The 20,119-nt window shown below is 35.8% G+C and carries 18 protein-coding genes and 1 pseudogene; 11 read left to right on the top strand and 8 right to left on the bottom strand.

Annotated elements, in window-relative coordinates:
- Positions 1-386: 386 nt before the first annotated feature.
- From AB1284_RS02045 to AB1284_RS02015, 7 genes are all read left to right on the top strand, one after another.
- On the top strand, positions 387-1,781 hold the full coding sequence (locus AB1284_RS02045) for a sensor histidine kinase (protein WP_429752065.1): 1,395 nt from the start codon (positions 387-389) through the stop codon (positions 1,779-1,781).
- A gap of 157 nt (positions 1,782-1,938) precedes the next feature.
- Positions 1,939-3,012: an ABC transporter permease gene (locus tag AB1284_RS02040; RefSeq protein WP_429752067.1), complete on the top strand. Its 1,074-nt coding sequence runs from the start codon at positions 1,939-1,941 to the stop codon at positions 3,010-3,012.
- The gene (locus AB1284_RS02035; RefSeq protein WP_336483299.1) at positions 3,012-3,725 is read left to right on the top strand and encodes an ABC transporter ATP-binding protein; all 714 of its coding nucleotides are present in this window, start codon (positions 3,012-3,014) and stop codon (positions 3,723-3,725) included. The genes AB1284_RS02040 and AB1284_RS02035 overlap by 1 nt, the downstream gene beginning before the upstream one ends.
- Positions 3,726-3,951: 226 nt before the next feature.
- Positions 3,952-4,320: an HsmA family protein gene (locus AB1284_RS02030; RefSeq protein WP_429754372.1), complete on the top strand. Its 369-nt coding sequence runs from the start codon at positions 3,952-3,954 to the stop codon at positions 4,318-4,320.
- Positions 4,321-4,394: 74 nt separating this feature from the next.
- Positions 4,395-4,793 carry a DUF2871 domain-containing protein gene (locus tag AB1284_RS02025; RefSeq protein WP_429752069.1) on the top strand — a complete coding sequence of 133 codons (399 nt, stop codon included), beginning with the start codon at positions 4,395-4,397 and terminating at the stop codon, positions 4,791-4,793.
- A gap of 13 nt (positions 4,794-4,806) precedes the next feature.
- Positions 4,807-5,301, top strand: a complete 495-nt coding sequence (locus AB1284_RS02020; protein WP_429752071.1) for a CcdC family protein — start codon at positions 4,807-4,809, stop codon at positions 5,299-5,301.
- Between the two features lie 405 nt (positions 5,302-5,706).
- Entirely contained in the window at positions 5,707-6,909 is a 1,203-nt protein-coding gene (locus AB1284_RS02015; RefSeq protein WP_429752073.1) for a macrolide family glycosyltransferase, read from the top strand.
- A 41-nt stretch (positions 6,910-6,950) separates the two neighbouring features.
- Here AB1284_RS02015 and AB1284_RS02010 read toward each other — a convergent pair.
- The 5 genes and pseudogenes from AB1284_RS02010 to AB1284_RS01990 all read right to left on the bottom strand — a co-directional run.
- A pseudogene (locus AB1284_RS02010) lies at positions 6,951-7,097 on the bottom strand (stage V sporulation protein R); the annotation flags it as partial.
- 115 nt (positions 7,098-7,212) lie between these two features.
- On the bottom strand, positions 7,213-8,301 hold the full coding sequence (locus AB1284_RS02005; protein WP_429754373.1) for a GerAB/ArcD/ProY family transporter: 1,089 nt from the start codon (positions 8,299-8,301) through the stop codon (positions 7,213-7,215).
- 27 nt (positions 8,302-8,328) lie between these two features.
- A complete protein-coding gene (locus AB1284_RS02000; protein WP_429752075.1) occupies positions 8,329-9,519 on the bottom strand; it encodes a Ger(x)C family spore germination protein in 1,191 nt (396 codons plus the stop codon).
- Complete coding sequence (locus AB1284_RS01995) at positions 9,516-11,111, bottom strand: spore germination protein (RefSeq protein ID WP_429752077.1); 1,596 nt, start codon at positions 11,109-11,111, stop codon at positions 9,516-9,518. Before AB1284_RS01995 ends, AB1284_RS02000 begins: the two co-directional genes overlap by 4 nt.
- Before the next feature lie 471 nt (positions 11,112-11,582).
- Positions 11,583-12,998, bottom strand: coding sequence for a SpoVR family protein (locus AB1284_RS01990; RefSeq protein ID WP_429752079.1), 1,416 nt, complete (start codon positions 12,996-12,998; stop codon positions 11,583-11,585).
- Between the two features lie 158 nt (positions 12,999-13,156).
- Here AB1284_RS01990 and AB1284_RS01985 point away from each other — a divergent pair, with 158 nt between their 5' ends.
- Complete coding sequence (locus AB1284_RS01985) at positions 13,157-13,498, top strand: DUF952 domain-containing protein (RefSeq protein ID WP_429752081.1); 342 nt, start codon at positions 13,157-13,159, stop codon at positions 13,496-13,498.
- 41 nt (positions 13,499-13,539) lie between these two features.
- Here the strand turns inward: AB1284_RS01985 and AB1284_RS01980 are convergent, their stop codons facing one another.
- The 3 genes from AB1284_RS01980 to AB1284_RS01970 form a co-directional block, all read right to left on the bottom strand.
- Positions 13,540-14,100, bottom strand: a complete 561-nt coding sequence (locus AB1284_RS01980) for a nitroreductase family protein (RefSeq protein ID WP_429752083.1) — start codon at positions 14,098-14,100, stop codon at positions 13,540-13,542.
- Between the two features lie 327 nt (positions 14,101-14,427).
- Entirely contained in the window at positions 14,428-15,834 is a 1,407-nt protein-coding gene (locus tag AB1284_RS01975) for a sensor histidine kinase (protein WP_429752085.1), read from the bottom strand.
- Positions 15,821-16,507, bottom strand: a complete 687-nt coding sequence (locus AB1284_RS01970) for a winged helix-turn-helix domain-containing protein (RefSeq protein WP_429754374.1) — start codon at positions 16,505-16,507, stop codon at positions 15,821-15,823. Before AB1284_RS01970 ends, AB1284_RS01975 begins: the two co-directional genes overlap by 14 nt.
- Before the next feature lie 183 nt (positions 16,508-16,690).
- On the opposite strand from AB1284_RS01970, the gene AB1284_RS01965 reads away from it, so the two are divergent.
- From AB1284_RS01965 to AB1284_RS01955, 3 genes are all read left to right on the top strand, one after another.
- Positions 16,691-17,323: a hypothetical protein gene (locus AB1284_RS01965; protein WP_429752087.1), complete on the top strand. Its 633-nt coding sequence runs from the start codon at positions 16,691-16,693 to the stop codon at positions 17,321-17,323.
- A 182-nt stretch (positions 17,324-17,505) separates the two neighbouring features.
- Positions 17,506-19,032 carry a spore germination protein gene (locus AB1284_RS01960; protein ID WP_429752089.1) on the top strand — a complete coding sequence of 509 codons (1,527 nt, stop codon included), beginning with the start codon at positions 17,506-17,508 and terminating at the stop codon, positions 19,030-19,032.
- A complete protein-coding gene (locus AB1284_RS01955) occupies positions 19,029-20,111 on the top strand; it encodes a Ger(x)C family spore germination protein (protein WP_429752091.1) in 1,083 nt (360 codons plus the stop codon). The genes AB1284_RS01960 and AB1284_RS01955 overlap by 4 nt, the downstream gene beginning before the upstream one ends.
- Positions 20,112-20,119: the final 8 nt, after the last annotated feature.

Genomic DNA, 20,119 nt, shown 5'->3' with positions numbered 1-20,119 from the left:
GTTCATCATTTAAATAAAGTGAAACTTCCATCAGTGGGGGTTTTCTTCCCCCCCACTGATGGTTAGTTGAACCAATCGGGCTTTTACGGGCAGTTATCCCCCACCTATCTTCTCCCCTTTTCTCTCACTCTTGAGGTGGGGGTCTTACTGCCCGTTAATCCGGGATAAAATGAAAAGTGTGCTATCAGATTTGTTGACAGCACACTTTTCGCTTTATTCGCAATTGTAATAACGTGTTCATCTTCTGTTCATAAACATTTCTTATTCTACAAACGTAGAACTCCGTCAGTTTTTTCTTCCTCCCCACTTCTCTGTTTATTTCTCAAAATTTTAAGGTGGAAGTCTTACTGTCCAAAATTAGAAAAATGAATTAGAGGTGAAATACTATGCGATCATTATATTCACGATTTGTCATTATATCGATTTTTATTATGTTAATTAGTAGTGTTGTAGCATTTTTACTTACAAATGTATATTATCATGTGTACTTAAAATCATATAACAGTGAGAAAATTTTAAAGTATGCAGAAGAAGTAAAGTATTTATATGAAAAGAATACAGAACTTACTAAAGATGATTATTTACAATCTATTTCTAGCCTCGGCTTTGAAATTTACTTAGTAGACGATAAAAAACAAGGTAAGCGGTACGGCGATGATTTCAAGAAAATGAATATTAGCGCAGGGACGATTGAACATGTATTAAACGGAAATATATACAATGGGATTTTAACATATCCTAATCGTTTATTTGCTACCGGATTTTTTGATAATACACTTTCGAATAGTATAGGAATTCCTATTAAAAATAATGGTAAAGTGTATGCGCTATTTATTCGCCCAGATATTCAACAGCAATTTGGAGAATTACGTATTTTCTATGCTGTCTTATTAGGATTAACTATTATAATCAGCCTCATTTGTATCGCGATAGCTACCCGCTTTGTCGTTCGCCCTATTCAAAGATTTACAGGCGCGACAAAAGAAATTGCAAGTGGTAACTATGATTTAGCACTGCCAGAAAATCGGCGCGATGAGATTGGAACACTTGCTACTAGCTTTCGGAAAATGGCCAAAAGATTACGAAATTCAGAGCAGATGCGACAAGAATTTGTTTCGAATGTTTCGCATGAATTTCAGTCACCATTATCATCTATTCAAGGATTCTCCAAAACATTACAAACAAATGATTTAACGAAATCTGAGCAAACATATTACTTAGAAATCATTGAATCAGAAAGCAGGCGCATGTCCAGTTTATGTAAACAATTATTAATGTTAGCATCGCTTGATAAAGAAGATCTTACCTTACTTAAGCAACCTGTTGATTTAGGGAAACAAATAAAAGATATTATTTTTATGCTTGAGTGGGAATGGCGAACAAAAGAACTTGCAGTTGAAATGGATGTTCCTAGCATACAAATTTACGGAGATGAAAACTTGCTTCATCAAGTATGGACCAACTTGTTTACCAATAGCATTAAATTTACAGAAAGCGGCGGAACGATTTCATTTGAAGCAGAAGAACTGGAAACAGAATGGCGTATTTCCATTACTGATATAGGTATTGGTATACCGGAGAATGAAATAAAAAAAATATTTGATCGTTTTCATAAAGTCGATACTGCCCGAAACAGAAATGTAAACGGAAGCGGATTAGGTCTTTCTATTGTAAAAAAAGTCGTTGATCTTCATGGCGGAGCAATAACGGTTGATAGTGAGCTTGGAAAAGGCACTACCTTCTCTATTTATCTTCCAAAAAAAGAAGAAGAGTCTATCTAAAGGATAGGCTCTTCTTTTTTGAGACTATCACGTTTAAAGACGGCTACGTTTTACGCGCACTTTCCTGTTCGGAAAATCTGTAATCTTTTGTTCATATTCCGTTCATATTTCCTCTTTATGATAAGAGCATAGAACGAAACAAGGAGGAATGGACGTAATGTTTTTAGCACTTAAAGAATTAAAACAATCAAAATTACGATACGGATTAATCGGTACAATTATGATACTTTTATCATTTCTTGTACTTATCATATCAGGTTTAGCAAATGGTTTATCTCATGATAATGCCTCTTCCATTATCGAAATGAAAGCAGACAAGTTTGTCGTATCAAGTGATGCCGAGGGTAAATTATTACGCTCTCAAATTAAGAAAGACGACGTAGATAAAGTATTAGCACAAGTTAATGAAAAAGATGCGGTTCCAATGCATCTTAAAATGACGACATTTGAAAAAGAAGGAAGTTCAAAGAAAGTTGACGCTGCTATTTTTTCAAGTAAACAAGATTCATTCATTGCCCCAAAAGTGATTGAAGGGAAAAACAGTGCTTTAGCAGACGATGAAATCGTTGCTGATGAATCCATCAAAGAAAAAGGTATAAAGCTTGGAGATAAGTTAATAGATCCTATTTCTAAGAAAACTTTCAAAGTTGTCGGTTTTACAGAAAATCAAATGTTCAGCCATACACCAGTTGTTCATATGAATGAAAATGTATGGAGCAGCATTGCAATGCCAAATGAAAAAGATTACAGTATCATCGCTCTAAATACTGATAAAAAAATCGATAATGCAGATAATGTAAAAATTGTTGATAAAAAAGAAGTATTGCAAGGTATTCCAGGTTATAAAGAAGAACAGGGAACATTAACGATGATTATTGCGTTCTTACTTGTAATTTCGGCATTATTAATCGGTGTTTTCTTCTATGTTATTACATTACAAAAAACACACCAATTAGGCGTATTAAAAGCAATCGGTACAAAAAACTCATATTTAGCAGGTAATTTAGTTGTACAATCTATGTTCTTATCTGGTGTTGCTCTTGTAATCGGCATTGGCTTAATCCTTGCAGTGGAAACTATTTTACCAGCCGGCATGCCATTCTTATTAACAACAACAACAATCGCGCAATATTCAGGTATCTTTATCTTAATTAGTATATTCGGTACACTAATTTCTCTATATCAAGTATTGAAAGTAGATGCACTAGAAGCAATCGGAGGTGGAATGTAATGGTAACAGAAGTGAAATGGGATAACCCAGCGTCATTATTAAAGCTTGAACAAGTAAGTAAAGTATATGGCGAAGGAGATACAGAAGTAACTGCCCTGCATCCAATTACATTAGATGTAAAAGAGGGCGAATTTATCGGTATTGTTGGTCCATCAGGTTCAGGAAAAAGTACATTGCTTTCCATTGCAGGTGCACTTCTCTCTCCTTCAAAAGGAAACATTTATATTTCTAACCAAAACGTAACGAATTTATCAGAAAAAGAGATGACAAGTATTCGTCTAGAAAAAATCGGTTTTATATTCCAATTTGCGAATCTCGTACCTTTCTTATCGGTTAAAGAACAACTTTTATATATCGCTAAGTTAAAGGGAGAAAATAAAAAAGAAGCTGACAAATTTGCAACTGAATTACTGAAAACATTTGGATTATCGCATCGAATGAATCATTATCCAAATCAACTTTCAGGCGGTGAAAAACAACGTGTAGCCATTGCTCGTGCTTTTATGAATAATCCAGACTTAATTTTAGCTGATGAACCTACTGCTAGTCTTGATTCAAAACGTGCTAGAGAAGTAGTTGAATTAATGAAGCATGAAGTTAAGAAAAAGAAAAAAGCAGCAATTATGATTACACACGATGAAAAAATGCTTGATGTATGTGATCGAATTTTAACACTTCGAGATGGAAAATTACTAAAAAGCAACGAAATTTAAAAGCAAATGTTAAATTAGAAAAACTTTCTTATCCCCTTATTTGACTAGGGAATAAGAAAGTTTTCTTTCATTTTAAATACACCTTCACTTTTTATTTACATCATAATGCAATTCTAATATAATGATTAAGCAAATTTTTATGTAATATTGCGTTCATATTCTATTCATAATTCTCATGTAACATGCTTTATGTAAAGCAAATGATTCTTAGGAAGGAATGATGAACGTGTTAGCATCTGCTATTACATGTATTACAGCTGCACTCATTTTTTATACAATCGGAGTATGGAGTGAAAAATTTCAAAAGACATTAAAACTTTGGCATGTTATTATTTTTTGGCTTGGACTAGTATGTGATACGCTCGGAACTACATTAATGGAGAAAATGGCTTCAGCAGGATCTCTCCTCAGCTTTCACGGAATAACAGGCTTATCAGCAATTTTACTTATGCTATTCCATGCTGTTTGGGCAACTGTTGTGTTAATAAGAAAAGATAGAAAAATGATGACAACATTCCATACACTAAGCGTTATCGTATGGTTCATTTGGTTAATCCCATATATTTCTGGCCTCATATACGGAATGACAAGGTAGCTTTCAAACATGGTTTTTAAATATGGCTCTATTCCCAAAAATAAACATTGCTAATACTACCTTAGGAGGTTATTATGAAAAAGTTATATAATGCATCTTTTGCCTATTTAATTATCGGTTTATTTTCCGGTGTATTTGCAAGAGAATTTGCAAAAGCGCAGGGAATTCAAGGCACTACTCTGCTGAACCTTTTGCACACGCATATATTAGTTCTTGGATTTTTATTCTTTTTAATTGCCTTTGCATTATCAAAATCATTTGCATTCCATGAAGTAAAAGGTTTTAACGCGTGGTTCATCGTTTATAATATAGGACTGATTTCAACAGTTGGTTCATTGGCGGCCCGCGGACTTCTTCAAATAAATGGAACTGATTTTAAAGGATTAAGCCATATAGCAGGAACGTCTCACACTATCATTGGCATCGCTCTAGTTTGGTTTATGATTTTATTAAAAAAATCATACAAAGGATAAAAGGAGATAAATTATGAATTTAAATATAAACTTCCCTGTCATAATGAGTATTGTTGCTCTTTGCATGGCTATTGGAATGATGATTATTCGCTTAAAATCAGCAAAGAAACCTGTATCGTTAAAAAAAATTATACTCCCTCCGATTTTTATGAGTACGGGAGCATGCATGTATATCTTACCAGAATTTCGATTAACAACATCAGAAATTTGGGAAGCAGTTATCGTTGGTTTATTTTTCTCTATTTTTCTTATTAAAACATCAAAATTTGAAATACGCGGAAAAGATATCTATTTGATACCTTCTAAAGCATTTATTTTTATTTTAGTCGGGTTACTTGCTGTCCGCATCGGTATGAAAGAATATTTAAGTCAATCAATTGATTTAGGACAATTAAGCGGTATGTTCTTCTTACTTGCTTTTGCGATGATCGTATCTTGGAGAGTTGGAATGTATCGTGCATTTACGAAACTGCAAAAGGAAATGAATTCTGTAGAAAGCAGTCTTTAATTAAAATAACGTGAGCCTGGTATTGTACCGAGCTCACGTTATTTATTTTCTATAGAGTTTGGCTTCCCTAGCGAACTTTACACACACACTTCCGATGTGAAAAACCATTACTTTATTAGTTTTTACATAACAAGAACACCCAAAAGCTACGAGCTTAGATTAGCAGTTGTTAAAAGAATAATCGATTTGCATTTCGTGGATTGTATAGAAGAGAAAGAAACAACGTTTAAAGTAAAAAATGAAGTAATTAGTTATGAAAAATTTATTTTTTAGCATACGTTAGGTCACATAGAGGACACACAACTAGTATATTCTGATACTAGTAATTGAGTTGAACAATAATGGACGACAGTGATCCGTACTATTACACAATTTAGAGAACATTTTACCTAAGGAGTGATTATAATGGCACGTATTTTATTTATTAATGGTGGATCAGAAGGACATATTAATCCAACAATTGGTGTTGTACAAGAGCTTATTAAACGCGGAGAAGAGGTAGTGTACTTCACAACAGAAGCTTTTCGGGAGCGTATCGAGAAAACAGGAGCTACTGTACGAACATTTGATGACCAAAAATTTATAAAAGCCTTTATCTCAGGTGGAAGAAATTATTTATCCGAAAGAATCAACGGTCTTTTACATACGGCGGATATCATTATACCTAGCGTTCTTGAACAGATTCAGGGAGAACATTTTGATTACATCATTCACGATTCTATGTTTGGTTGCGGACGTTTACTTTCTCAAATTCTAAAGCTCCCTGCAATTAATTCGTATACATCTTTTGCTCAGACTGAAATGTCATTTGAAAGAATGTTAGAACATCTTTCGCAAAATATCCCAACAGAAGTTGCTAAAGAGATAAACAATGATTTTCAAAACCTAACGACAAAAATTAAAGAAAAATATGGTGTTGAAATCAATTCTCCTTATGAAGTTTTTTGTAACCCTGCACCACTTACAATCGTTTATACAACTAGAGAATTTCAACCTTTTGGAGAAACATTTGACGAAACATACAAATTTGTAGGTCCATCCATCTCTTCACGATTAACGCAAGAAAACTTCGACCTTACTACAATCAAGGGAAAAAGCCCAATTTATATTTCACTGGGTACTGTCTTTAATCAAGCAATTGATTTCTATAAGCTTTGTTTTAAGGCATTTGGGAACACTAATCATACCGTTATCATGTCTATTGGGAAAAAGGTTCAAATATCTGATTTAGGGGATATTCCTAAAAACTTCATTGTAAAAAATTATGTTCCACAAACCGAAGTGCTAAAACACTCTAAATTATTTATCACACATGGTGGAATGAACAGTACCCATGAAGGTCTCTATTACGAGGTTCCGCTAATTGTAATCCCACAAAGCGCGGATCAGCCTTTTGTTGCTCAAAGAGTTGCTAATATTGGAGCAGGTATCAATTTAAGTATGCACAGTCTGAACGCTGACCAACTTAGTGAAACTGCGGACCAAGTATTACACAATCCATCTTTCCTAGAGGCTGTTGGCAACATTAGTGAATCCTTTCAAAAATCGGGCGGGTATCACCAAGCTGTTGATGCGATTTTTGAATTTAAAAGTAAATATGATATCTAAATATTTTTAACATAAAAAAGCCGCTGGTTCCCCAGCGGCTCTTACACATACTTCCGATGCACCATCTTCCCGTCATATGAAAACACAACATTCTTATTCTCCACCACCGACTCCATATGTACCGTTCTTCCCCATAACTGATAAATATATGGTAATACTTTCTCTAAATATTTTAAATCTAATTCAATTCTTCATAGATTTGTCATCAACCTTTTCGCTGGTCAATTTCAAAAACGCGTTTTATTTTCGTATAAAAATTAAGTACCCTTTCACCATTACATTCAATCACACTACCAATTGAGTTTATGCATATTTTCTTCGGATCTTGCCAACCACCAACAACAGCAAGGGAATCCCTAACTCATAGACGGGAAATGCAATTGGAATCACGAAAAACATGTAATAATAATAGGTAAATATGTGGATATTTTTAATCGACACAGCCATGATAAACGAAATAGGAGCAAGAAACCAAGCTACTTTTCGCCAATCCTTAAGGTGAAACATTTGTGCTGTTCCATAACATGCGAGAAACATATATAACGCCAGTTTAACAAATATACTAAAAAACCAAATAATAACAATCAAAATATCCACATTTTGAATGAATTCCATGACGGATATGAACCGACTCAAATCGTAAACTGGATACAAAAACCTTGAAGGCAAATTCGGACCGAATGTTAAAATCACCGCTAATGTTCCAATCGTTATCATGAAAACGGCCAGTCCTACTCCCCACATCGCCCGTGATGACGCTTGGTCTGGTTTGTCCATAAAGAAGACGAGCATTGTCATCATGGCAGACTCTCCAAAAAAAGCGGCTACAGGGGTATAGGAACCTTTAAGGATTGAAAGCCATCCCGAATCTTGATAAATGGGTAGCATATTATGCCAATTCATATTGCCAAGATTCAAAATGATTACAAACGTTATCATTAAAAGCACCATGGGCCCAACGATTTCACTTAAGCGTCCAATTCCTTCCACCCCACCCTGGTAAATGATAAAAATAACCAGTAACATGGCAGTAAAGACAATGACCCACAAAGGTGTTTTATGAAACAAGGCGGTAATAATGAAATCACCAAATTCACGGACGGTTATCCCATTAATCCAGTACCATGGAAGTAAATAGGGAATCACCATCAGCTTTCCTAACCATTTACCGAGAATGGTTTGACTAAATTCAATCAAAGTTTGATTCGGGTAAAGTGAGCCGAGTTTGGTTGCTAGAAAAGTAATAGCAAGCCCTGCAAGCCCTGCAATCACTATCGAGATCCATGCATCTTGTTTGGCAGTACGGACCGTCGACGGGATGATCAGAAGAAGTGTTTGCCCCACTTCTAATGTGAACATCATCCAAAAGATTTGCGTGCCAGAGATTTTCATTGAATTTCTCACAATCCATATACCTCCTTATTTTTTTATTTCATTTTTCTTTAACTGCAACGATGGTCCGGTCAGACCTACTCGCCGAATGGTCAGATTTGCATGGACAGAGACCTGTACTTTCCGAAACTGTTTGTCCCAATTCTTCTTTAGTCCTTTCCATTGGGATGGATATTTTTGATGAATGGCTTCTCCCAAGCCAAAGATATCGGTTCCGTATTGTTTTTGAACCTTTTTGATGGTTTGGAGAGCTTGTTTTTCGGCCTTTTTTTCCAATACATGTTCTAAAAGAGCAAGATTTTTAGGCTGCGTAAGATCTAAATTCGTATTATTCTCCTGAATGGTTCCTTCACCAGAAAGAACAATGTCACACTTGATGGTGTTCCCTCGAATAGTGGGTATGATTTTTCTGCCAATTTTCGTCATATATAAACTGGCACTACCATTTCCTTGGGGGACAGTTGCCGTAATATTCTGTTTACTTAAACGATTAATCAGCCAAAGAGTGGTTAACCATTTCTGTATATTTAAATATCCTACCAATTTAAGGTCTTTGTTAAATATAGCACCACCTACAATTTGAAATCCTTTGAAACCGGTTTTATCTTGTTTTTTAGAAATATGGATCAGTTTAATAACGGGCAAGATTGGGGTGATTCCGTCACTCGTACCGGCAATAAGAAAATTTAATAAAGACGTATCTCCCAATTTCTCTATTTGCATATGTTCTTTAAGTGCCCCAAGTGCCGGGATAGCTTCTAAAGGTTTGGATGCTTCCAGAAACTGTTCTGCAGTACTCCCCTTTACTACTAGTGCATCTGCTCGTAATCGAATATCAGGATCGCGGCTATAGACATCTAAAACAGAAGCGAGACCGTGTCTAGCCAATTGTTCACCAATCAATATTACACGCTGGTGCCCTCGAAAGACTTCTCTTGACAATTTTGTTTGCATCATTTGTCCAGCTTCAATTGTGTCTCTTCCAGTTCCCGATTCTATAAAAACCGATTTTCCTGCAGCACTTCTTCCACTCTGTCCCATTCCCATTTTTGAAGGGATGATAAATTGAGCGCTAACTTTAACCTTGTTATTCTTCGCTTGATCAAGTCCCCAGCCCAATTCTATTGCCAGGTCATTTAATTCCGTACGATCCCAACAGCCCGTCAAGAAAAATAAAGAAATGACCAGTATCGTACAAAGTGTCTTGTGCAGGGTCATTCTGTCTCCCCTCCTCGTTTCGAACCTGGTTGTTGTCCATCTGGGAAACGCATTTTCTCCTCTCCAGATACCAATTTTGGGCGGTGGGTCATGTTCCACCGAGGCGTTCGGATCAAAACATCCTTCAAATCACGAGGAATCTGAGGAGCAACCGGGCTTAGATAAGGAATACCAAAAGAACGAATGTTAGTTAGATGGATCATAATCGCAATGGTGCTTATAGCAACACCATACAGCCCAAGCATCCCCGCCAATAGTAGCATCGGGAAGCGCAGCATCCGATAAGCTGTTCCCAAGTTGTAGCGTGGAAAAGCAAACGACGCAATACCGGTTGTAGCTACAACGATGACTAAGGGTGCCGAGATAATGCCTGCTTGTACGGCAGCTTGTCCGATGACAAGTGCTCCCACGATACTGACTGCTGATCCAATGGGTTTTGGCAACCGAACACCCGCTTCCCTCAAACCCTCAAACAAAAATTCCATCATCAGCGCTTCTACGACAGCCGGGAATGGAATGCCTTCTCGCGCCGCTGCAATACTAATAAGCAAATTTGTCGGGATCAATTTCGGGTGAAAGGTTGTAATAGCAACATAAAGAGAAGGAAGAAATAATGACATATTGATTAATACAAAACGAATCCATCGAATAAAGGTTGTGTAGATGGAGCGTTCATAATAGTCCTCCGCTGCTTGCAGACCTGTCCAGAATGTCATTGGAACAATCAGAACGAAAGGTGTATTATCCACTAAAATGGCGACTTTCCCTTCTAATAGGCTTGCACACACTGCATCTGGCCGTTCGGTATTCTGAATTTGCGGAAAGGGAGAAAAAGGTTGATCCTCGATAAACTCTTCAATGAAGGCTGACTCCAACACCCCATCAATTTGAATTCGCTGAACCCTTTGTCGAACTTCCTCCAAAACCGAATCTGGAGCAATCCCCTCAATGTAGGCAATCACCACATCTGTCTGTGATAATTCTCCAATCGAAAAGGGTTCCATTTTTAGCCTTGGGCTCCGAATTCTTCGGCGAAGAAGGCTTGTATTGACTCTTAGCGTTTCCGTAAATCCGTCCCGAGGGCCACGAACAGAGATTTCGGCAGCAGGCTCTTCAATACTACGCTTTTCAAACCCTTTTAAATCAGCAACTATGGCTTGATTCTCCCCATCTGTTAGAACGACGATATTAGCTTTCATTACTCCCTCTATAACCTCACGAACCTTTGAAACCGTCTTTACTTGGGATACAGCAATAAGCCGATCTTGAATGATTTCCCCTATTGAGTCCACACTCTTTAATCCATTAGGCATACCTTCGTACATCATTGGTTTCAAAACAACCTGGTCTACTACTTTTGTATCCGCTAATCCATCTATATAAACAAGGAGAATTTTGGTTTGACTATTTACGAAAATTGGACGAAAAAAAATATCGGAACAATTTTCAAAAACTTGTTTCAAAACCTTTTCATTCACAGATATATCCTGTTCTAGTTCACAATCTTGAACATTTGGTAGCAGTATGTTGGTACTCTCAAGTGCCTGAATATCTTTCTTTAATCGCTTTATCTTACGAAGTTTTTTCATCATACTACCCCATTTAACATATGGTTTATGTTTTTTATAAAAAGTAGATTTTTTATACTTTGACCTTAGCGTTAATGATTCCTTGATGGAAAGGTTTTACAAATATTTCCATAAAATAAATTTTGAATAAATAATAATTTTTGGAAGGTAAAATCATTTGTCTGAAAAATTCCAACAGGAAAATACAACCTCGACATCCTTCTTAAAATCTCCCTCCACAGGAAAATTATTCAATTATTTCTGTAAGTTAGTTAATCTAAAATGGGGCGATCCATAACGTAACTTTCGAATAATGCTTGATCAAATTGATACGAATAACCTTTGATAAACGAGCAAAAAAGAAAGAGCATGTTTTGAAGAAAGATTGATCAAAACACGCTCTTAATTTATTTAATTGAATCATTCTTTTATAAAAAAGTATGACCATTTCTGTGATCCTTCTTCCATCTTTTTTCTTCATAACAGCTTTTCATGCTACACATACTTCCGATGCACCATCTTCCCATCATAAGAAAACACAACATTCTTATTCTCCACAATCGACTCCATATGCACCGTTCTTCCCCATAACTGATAAATGTATGGCAATACTTTCTCTAAATATTTCAGGTCCAGTTCAATTCCTTCATAACAATGCTTAATGTACAATTCTCCGTTCTTTAGATGGTCTCCATCTTCAACAACTAAATACGGAAATCCACCATTTGTTCTCATATTGACTAACTGGTCCCGAACATTTTCCCAATCTTTATCGACGACTTTATAATCCTTCCCTTGCCGCTGGAATAAGTACATATCTTCCCGCATAACAAGTTCTTTGTTTAAGTAATTTCGCAGGAATGATACGTCCCATTCAATTTCGCGTACTTCAAAGATTTTCTCTCTTCCTGAGTTTGGTTTTGCGCCTCGGCGTATCATTTCTTCTGTCGGATTATCGTAACGTTCTTCAATATCCTCGAAAATTTTGATGCCGAGATAGTACGGGTTAATACTTGTTTTGGACGGCTGTACAACCCCTGCGTTTAGCTTTGCAAATTCTATTGCTTCATCTGAGCTTAAGTCCATTTCGCGAAGGATGCGTTGATGCCAATACGAAGCCCAGCCTTCGTTCATGATTTTCGTTTCAAGCTGCGGCCAGAAATACAGCATTTCCTCACGCATCATCGTTAAAATATCACGCTGCCACTCTTCTAATTCGCGGCTATATTCTTCAATAAAAAGGAGTAAATCTTTTTCTGGCTGCGGAGGAATTTTTCTTTTCTTCCGCACATTAGGTAACTCTCGTTTCTTATTTCGATCCTCTAAATTCCATAAATCATCGTACGGTGTGGCAGCCCTCTTTACTTCTTCCTCTTCTTGATCATCCGCACTCCATGCAAGCTTTGGTCTCATAAGGGAAGGATCAATATGCTCTTGAATGGCTAGCACAGCATCTAAAAAAGTTTCTACTTCTTTTTTTCCGTATTTATGTTCATAATTTTTAACTCGCTCTGCAGTTGCCGCCATACTTTCAACCATATCGCGTTTCGTATTAGAAAAACGAATATTGTTTTTAAAGAAATCACAATGCGCTAATACATGAGCGACAATAAGTTTATTTTGAATCAATGAATTTGTATCGAGCAAAAAGGCATAACATGGATCAGAGTTAATAACGAGCTCATATATTTTACTAAGTCCTAAATCATAGTGCAGTTTCATCTTATAAAATTGCTTCCCAAAACTCCAATGTGAAAAACGCGTTGGCATACCATATGCACCAAATGTATAAATTATATCGGCTGGACAAATTTCATAACGCATCGGATAAAAATCTAACCCAAATCCTGTCGCAATTTCCGTAATTTCTGCAATTGCATATTGTAATGCTTTGTCCTCACTACTTCTCATCTCTGTCCCCTCCTTACACATTCCCTTATAAAAGTGTATGAAGGGAAACAAGCTTTCATGAAAATTAAAGAAATTCCCTCCATTTATTTTGGTTACAATTACCTTACAAAACATGTAAACTTTTCTTTAGAGAACATTCATACAAAGGGGAGAATCTTATGAATACAATCATAAAAGTTATGACACTTCAGGCATGGGAAAATGCAAAAGAAAAAGGAATAATTACCGAACCTTCCTTACAGGAAGAGGGATTCATTCACTGCTCATTTCTTAATCAATCATTACAAGTTGCTCATAAACATTTTGCAGCAGAATCGTCTATTGTATTTTTAACAATTGATCCAGAGCGTGTACAAGCAGAAATTAAGTACGAATTAGCTGCAAACGGGGAGCATTATCCACATATTTATGGTGTTATACATACGAGTGCGATTATAAACATTCATACGTTGAATCAGCATGAAGATAGAACTTTTACACTTCCAGCAGAACTTATATAACAAAGAAGGATGCTTACAATTTAATAAGCATCCTTCTTTCATTATCCTTCAATAATCTCTAATTTCTCCGTAATTGGTGTACGCTCTTTGCCGTCTGGAGCTTTATCAAAATACCCAACATGTAAAATACCAACGATTTGTTGTCCTTTCGTTACACCAATTGCTTTCATGAAAGCAGGATTGTAAATAAGCCCGCCAGTTTTCCAAACAACACCTAATTGACGTTCCCAAGCTAGGAGCTGAAAGTTTTGCATAAATGCACATACAGCGGCATAATCTTCATCACGCTGCGCTTGGCGTGGATCTTCATCCATATAAACAACAATTTGAGCTGGTGTACTCATAAAACGTTCCATTAACATGTTTCCGCGTTTTTCCCTTTCTTCTGGTGAAAAAGAGTTTAAAACAGCGTCTACAAACTTTTTACGACCGTCCCCCATAAATAATTTACATTTCCACGGCTCGCGGTGCTGATGATTCGGTGCCCATGTTGCATAATTTAATAGTTCAATTAATAACCCTTTTTCCACTACTTTATTTGTAAAGGTGCGAATAGATCTTCTTTCTTTAATAACACTTGCAATAGAAGTATAAGTTGTCATATATTCCTCTCCCTCATCATTTTATATCTATATGTATACGTCAATAATTGATAAAGATTATCAATTTCAATTATAAACTAGTTTCCTCATATAAATCAATATTTAATACTGAGAAACATAATATGGACCGTTACATCAAAATAAGGTGAAACTTTAATCAGTGGGGGGGCTTCATCCCCACTGGTTATTAGTTGAACCAATCGGGCTTTTACGGGCAATTTATCTCCCACCTAACTTCTTTGCTTTCACTGAATTTTGAGGTGGGATTATTACTGCCCGTTAATGCGGGATAAAAAATCGCCTTACCTTATATAGTAAGACGATTTTTCATCGCGGAAAACATATGATAAACGTTGTTCCTTTACCTTGTTCACTTTTTACTTCAATTGTTCCATTGTGCAATTTCACAAGTTCTTTTACAATCGATAATCCTAATCCAAATTCGCCATAACTATTTGTCCTAGAGGTATCAGCTTTATAAAAACGTGACCACATTGCAGATACCTCTTCTCGGTCCATCCCAATACCAGTATCTTCAATTTCAATAATTGTCATTTGCCTTTCTTCTTTTCCCCGCAACATAATTGTTCCATTCTCGGTAAATTGCAGACTATTTTTTGTGATATTCAGCAAGATTTGCAATAGCCGGTCATAGTCAGCATAAACAACTAAACTAGCGGGAACATCAATTCCAATTGTATTTTCCTTTTCCTCTGCTTGCAGTTCCAATTGTTCACTAATTACTTCAAAGACTTCCTTTACTTCAATCTCTTCTTTTTGAAGTGCGATTTCATTAGAAAGAATCTTTTCGTAGTCTAATGTTTCATTAACGAGGCGAATGAGTCGTTTCGTTTCTTGTTCCATCATCTCAAAGCAGCGCTGCTTTTTCCCCTCCGGAATGAGGTCATTTTTCATTCCTTCTACTAAACCATTGATTGTCGTAAGCGGTGTTTTTAATTCATGTGAAACGTCAGCAATAAATTGCCGCTTTCGCTTTTCTAAACGATTGATTTCTGTCTGTGCTTTATGAAGCTGTTGTGCCATATTGTTAAAATCATCTCCAAGCAAGCCAATTTCATCGTATTGGCTAATAGGAATATGCACATCATACTGACCTTTTGCAATCATTGCGGTTGCCTGGCGAAGACGCTGCACCCGCCTTACTAAAGAGCGTGAGAAAAAAATACTGACCACTAGCACAATTAGAAACGTAACCCCTGCTGCAATTAATAAATAACGATTTAATTCCGTAATAATTTCAAGTGTGCTGTGAATTGGAGCCGTTAACATCACACCGCCTTGCAGTTCACCATCTCTCATATATGGAATGGCAACAATTGATACAGGTTGTTCAAATCTTTTCACGTCTCGTTTTATTTTCAATGTTTCACCATGCTGAATTTTCTTCCATTCTTCTTCGCTTAATAATGAGGTTTTCTTTACCCGAACTGGTGATTGTGTAATTTCTCCCTTTTCATTAAAGATAAAAAATTTCGTGTCACGTGCATGCAATAGACTAGAGAAATGCTTCAATTTCACAATATGAATATTCATGTCCTTTTTCTCAAGCTCATCAATAATTTTAGTTCCATAAGAAGTAAGCTCTTCCACTTTTGTCTCATAAGCAAGATTTTCAGCTAAACTTAAAAACAGGACACTTAATAGAATAAATGCAACAAGTAAAATAAAAATGTAACTGAACAATAGCTTATAAAAATATTTAATCCTTTTCACAGCCAGCTACCACTTCATCAAATTTATAACCAACGCCCCAAACCGTATGAATCCATATATGTGAGTCCGTGCGAATTTTTTTACGAAGCCGTTTAATATGTACATCCACTGTTCGTTCGTCCCCGTAAAATTGATATCCCCAAATGCGTTCTAAGAGCTGTTCCCTTCGAAATACTTGGCGCGGGTGCTTCGTGAAAAAAACGAGCAACTCAAACTCTTTTGGCGTTAAATTTTCCACTTTTTCACCGTCTAAAAATACTTCTCTTGTTTCTTCATTAATATGAAAATGATTAATTTCGTTTTTCACCTGTTTTTTTGATAAACGGCGTACAACCGCCTTCATCCTTGCGATTAACGTAAGCGGGCTAAACGGCTTCGTAACATAATCATCTGCCCCAATTTCTAATCCTAGTACTTGATCGGCTTCACTATCTTTTGCGGTTAACATGATAATAGGAACATCACTGCTTTCTCGTATTTTTTGACATAGTTTTATACCATCCATGCCTGGAATCATCCAATCTACAATAAGCAAATCCCAATCTTTCTTTTGAAACAATGAATATGCTTCTAAACCATCTGCGACAAATGTTGCTTGAAAGTCTTCTTTCATAAAAAACATTTCAAGCATTGAACACACGCTCTCGTTATCCTCTACAATTAACACATGCATCGCAGCATCTTCTCCATTCATTGAAATCTTTTTCTCCATTTTAAAACTCTTATCATATGGAAACAACTTTCTATTTCTCTTTTCTATCTTACAAATAAAAACATAATTTGTTCATAGTTTTGTCATACTTTTTGGATAAGCTATATAATGCAAGCAGTTTACTACTTATAGGAGTGATAAAACATGAAGAAAAAGTTAGTAACAGGAATGTTAGCGTTATCATTATTATGCGGAGCAACATCGCTAACGGCATACGCTTCTACCGATAGCTCGCAATCAGAAACAAAACAAGAAACGAAACAAGTAGCGCAACACCACAAATTCATTTCTGAAGAACAATACAAATCATTAATAGAAAAAGGATATAAAAAACATGAGATTTGGAAAGCGGCACGCATCGCAAAGTTAAGTGGAAAAGATATTAATGCTGTATTAGAGTACTATAAGCAAAAGCATACATGGAAAGAAACTGCGCAGCACTTTGGCGTTGATCCAAAGAAACTTCATAAATTTCATAAACATCATATGAGTAAAGAAATGGAAGGAAAACTGTTACAAAAAGTAGCAGCGATGCAAAAATCTACTCCAGATCAAGTGAAACAAACAATGCGCGACTATGAAGTATCTTTATTCCACCTTGCTGTACTGAACATTATTTCACAAAAAAGCGGTACATCATTAAATGATGTATTAAAAATGAAAAAAGACGGTATGAATGTAAAACAAATTGCTGAAAAATTAAATGTAAAAAAAGAAGATATTAAAGCAGAAATGAAAAAATTAAAAGCATCACTGAAAATGGAAAAAGCACAATAAGTATAAATAAGGAAGAAGCAACTACATGCTTCTTCCTTATTTTTATGTTTCTTTTCCTCCACTATCATTATGGAAAAACACGGAATATCCCAACCTATTTTTCACATATTTCTCCGTATAATTCTACATTTATTTCTAAAAACTAACAGAGGTATTTTCTAAACCGGAAAGAGGTGAACCCTATGTTTCGTTTACCATTCGGAAAAAAAGAGGAAAAACAACAAAAGAATAACAAAAATAATTGTTCCATACCAGAATTTATTGAAAAGATGAAACAATCTATGGATTTTCTGCATTTCAACATAACGGACAATGGGAGTTTACGTATATTTTATATCAAATCCGTATCAGAAGAACTTGTACTAAAACGTTTTATTCTTTCTCCTATAAAAGAACAGCTAGCAAACATTGAAAAAATAGAAGATTTATCTAATATTGTTCCGATTGAAGAAATTATCTTATCTCCTTCTATAGAGGAGATTCGCGAAAAATTATTAGGTGGATTTATATTAATACAGCTTCGAAATGTCTCACAAGAGGATGATTATGCTCTAATTCGTGCCGAAAGTACAGTTCCAGGCAGCCGTATATATAATGATACTGAAAATGAATATAGTGTTGTTGGACCGAAAGTTGGATTTGTAGAAAGCCTTGATGTTAACCTGCATTTATTACGCCGAAACATTGTAACAGAAAATCTAATCTTTAAAGAAGTTACTGTTGGGTCCCTATCAAAAACACAGCTCGTCGTTGGTTACCTCGAAGGAATTACAAATGAACAACATGTCAACACTGTAATGCAACGGTTACAAGATATTGATTTTGATATTCCATTTGACGCAACAATGATTGAACAACTCATTAGCGATAATAGTAATTCAATCTTTCCGCTTCTGCTATCTACAGAACGCTTAGATCGCGCTATGTATGCATTGATATCTGGGCAAGTAATCATTGTAACAAATGGTTCTCCTTATGTTTTGGCTGGCCCAACAACTTTACTTGACTTCTTTGTTTCACCAGAAGATTATTATTTGCCGTGGATTATTGGATCATTTTTTCGTTTTATTCGATTTTTCGGAGCTTTATTCTCTATTTTTTCTTCAGCGATTTATACAGCTGTTTTAACATATCATTATCAAATGATTCCAACAGATTTAGTCGGCCCTATTGTTTTCTCTAGAGCAAATGTCCCTTTTCCACCTGTATTAGAAGTTCTTTTTTTAGAAATTACGATTGAATTATTACGAGAAGCGGGCGCACGCTTACCGACAAAGGTTGGACAAACGCTTGGTATTGTCGGTGGCATTGTCATCGGGCAAGCAACAGTGCAGGCTGCTTTGACAAGTACAATTTTACTCATTGCTGTTTCTCTATCAGCACTCGCTGCTTTTACAACCCCGACAATTAAAATGACTAGCACGATTCGTATCCTACGATTTCCACTTATTATACTAGCTGGTATGATGGGTGGTCTCGGTTTAATAATTGGTTTTACTCTTATTTTGGCTCACTTAATTCATTTAAAATCACTTGGTTCATCTTACTTATTACCACTTTATCCATTTAGAAGTATTGATTCATCGGAAGCATTTGTCCGCTATCCGTTCAGTATGGCAGCAAAGCGCCCTTCTTCCCTACGCCCAAAATCAAACTGGCGCTTTAATCCGAAGAAAGCAAAAACAAAACAGAATGGTGACAAAACATGAGAAACTTTTTCTTTCCATTCCTTATATGCTTACTATTTTTTCTTTCTAGTTGTGCACAATCACAAGTTGTAGATGAAATGCGAATTGTTCATACTGTTGGATTTGATTTAACTAAAGACAACAAAATTAAAGGAACTATTCTATACCCTGTTTACAATCTTGGGAAAAATAAACCCCCAAAAATATTATCATCAATCGGACGCTCAGGGGAAGTAGTGGCAGCTAATTTAGCTACCAAATCTCCTCACAAGCTAGTAGTAGGTCAAACACGAATGATTGCATTTGGATCAAGTTTAGCTAAACAGGGAATTTCAAATATAATTGGAAATTTGCAACGCGATCCGAATATTGGACGAGATGTACAAATTGCAATTGTAGATGGCACAGCAGAACAATTACTAAACCATACAATTAAAAATGGATCTCTATATTTATCAGAACTAATTGACCAAAATGTTGCAAACGAAAGTATACCGACAACAAACTTACACGTTTTTCTATATAATTATTTCTCATTTGGATGTGATCCTTTTCTTCCCTATATCCGAATAGACGGTGAAGATTCTGCTTCTCTTCAAGGCCTTGTATTTTTAAAAAAAGATAAAATTATGATGTATGCGAATAATGAAGACTCATTTTTAATCAAATTAATCATGAATCCAATGAAAAATGGCCGATACGAAATGAATATACAAAGAGGAAAAAATAAAGGTGTTGCTGTCATTCACAGCTTATCGGGAAACAGCACCTATCATATTACAGATAACAATTCTTCACCTAAAGTAGAAATTAAAGTGAAACTAAATGGTTTAATTAAAGATTTCCCTAGCTGGATGAATTTACAAAACCCTAAAAATATTTCTTATATTGAAGCACAATTGCAAGAAAATATTGAGAAGCATGTAACAGCACTCATTCGTCAATTTCAAAATAAAAACATAGATCCACTTGGAGTTCGTGATCAAATTAGAAGTCACTCTAGAAAGTGGAATATGGAGCAACTTTCAAACATGTATCCATCTATGGATGTTTCTGTAAAAGCAAAAGTCAACATTGTACAATCTGGAATTGGAGAATAAGGAGGAGA

It is taken from the genome of Bacillus sp. S2(2024), from assembly GCF_050474045.1.
GTDB classification, from domain to species: Bacteria; Bacillota; Bacilli; order Bacillales; family Bacillaceae_G; genus Bacillus_A; species Bacillus_A yunxiaonensis.
This window is presented reverse-complemented; position numbering and strand designations above follow the sequence as displayed.

Excerpts from the sequence above, each read along its gene's own strand:
- AB1284_RS02005 (WP_429754373.1), bottom strand. The coding sequence starts at position 8,301 with ATGAAAATCTCTGGCACGCAAATCTTTTGGATGATGTTCACATTAGAA.
- AB1284_RS01980 (WP_429752083.1), bottom strand. The coding sequence starts at position 14,100 with ATGACAACTTATACTTCTATTGCAAGTGTTATTAAAGAAAGAAGATCT.
- AB1284_RS01970 (WP_429754374.1), bottom strand. The coding sequence starts at position 16,507 with ATGCATGTGTTAATTGTAGAGGATAACGAGAGCGTGTGTTCAATGCTT.
- AB1284_RS02035 (WP_336483299.1), top strand. The coding sequence starts at position 3,012 with ATGGTAACAGAAGTGAAATGGGATAACCCAGCGTCATTATTAAAGCTT.
- AB1284_RS02000 (WP_429752075.1), bottom strand. The coding sequence starts at position 9,519 with ATGACCCTGCACAAGACACTTTGTACGATACTGGTCATTTCTTTATTT.
- AB1284_RS01960 (WP_429752089.1), top strand. The coding sequence starts at position 17,506 with ATGTTTCGTTTACCATTCGGAAAAAAAGAGGAAAAACAACAAAAGAAT.
- AB1284_RS02025 (WP_429752069.1), top strand. The coding sequence starts at position 4,395 with ATGAAAAAGTTATATAATGCATCTTTTGCCTATTTAATTATCGGTTTA.
- AB1284_RS01990 (WP_429752079.1), bottom strand. The coding sequence starts at position 12,998 with ATGAGAAGTAGTGAGGACAAAGCATTACAATATGCAATTGCAGAAATT.
- AB1284_RS02045 (WP_429752065.1), top strand. The coding sequence starts at position 387 with ATGCGATCATTATATTCACGATTTGTCATTATATCGATTTTTATTATG.
- AB1284_RS01995 (WP_429752077.1), bottom strand. The coding sequence starts at position 11,111 with ATGATGAAAAAACTTCGTAAGATAAAGCGATTAAAGAAAGATATTCAG.
- AB1284_RS02020 (WP_429752071.1), top strand. The coding sequence starts at position 4,807 with ATGAATTTAAATATAAACTTCCCTGTCATAATGAGTATTGTTGCTCTT.
- AB1284_RS01965 (WP_429752087.1), top strand. The coding sequence starts at position 16,691 with ATGAAGAAAAAGTTAGTAACAGGAATGTTAGCGTTATCATTATTATGC.
- AB1284_RS01985 (WP_429752081.1), top strand. The coding sequence starts at position 13,157 with ATGAATACAATCATAAAAGTTATGACACTTCAGGCATGGGAAAATGCA.
- AB1284_RS01955 (WP_429752091.1), top strand. The coding sequence starts at position 19,029 with ATGAGAAACTTTTTCTTTCCATTCCTTATATGCTTACTATTTTTTCTT.
- AB1284_RS02015 (WP_429752073.1), top strand. The coding sequence starts at position 5,707 with ATGGCACGTATTTTATTTATTAATGGTGGATCAGAAGGACATATTAAT.
- AB1284_RS02040 (WP_429752067.1), top strand. The coding sequence starts at position 1,939 with ATGTTTTTAGCACTTAAAGAATTAAAACAATCAAAATTACGATACGGA.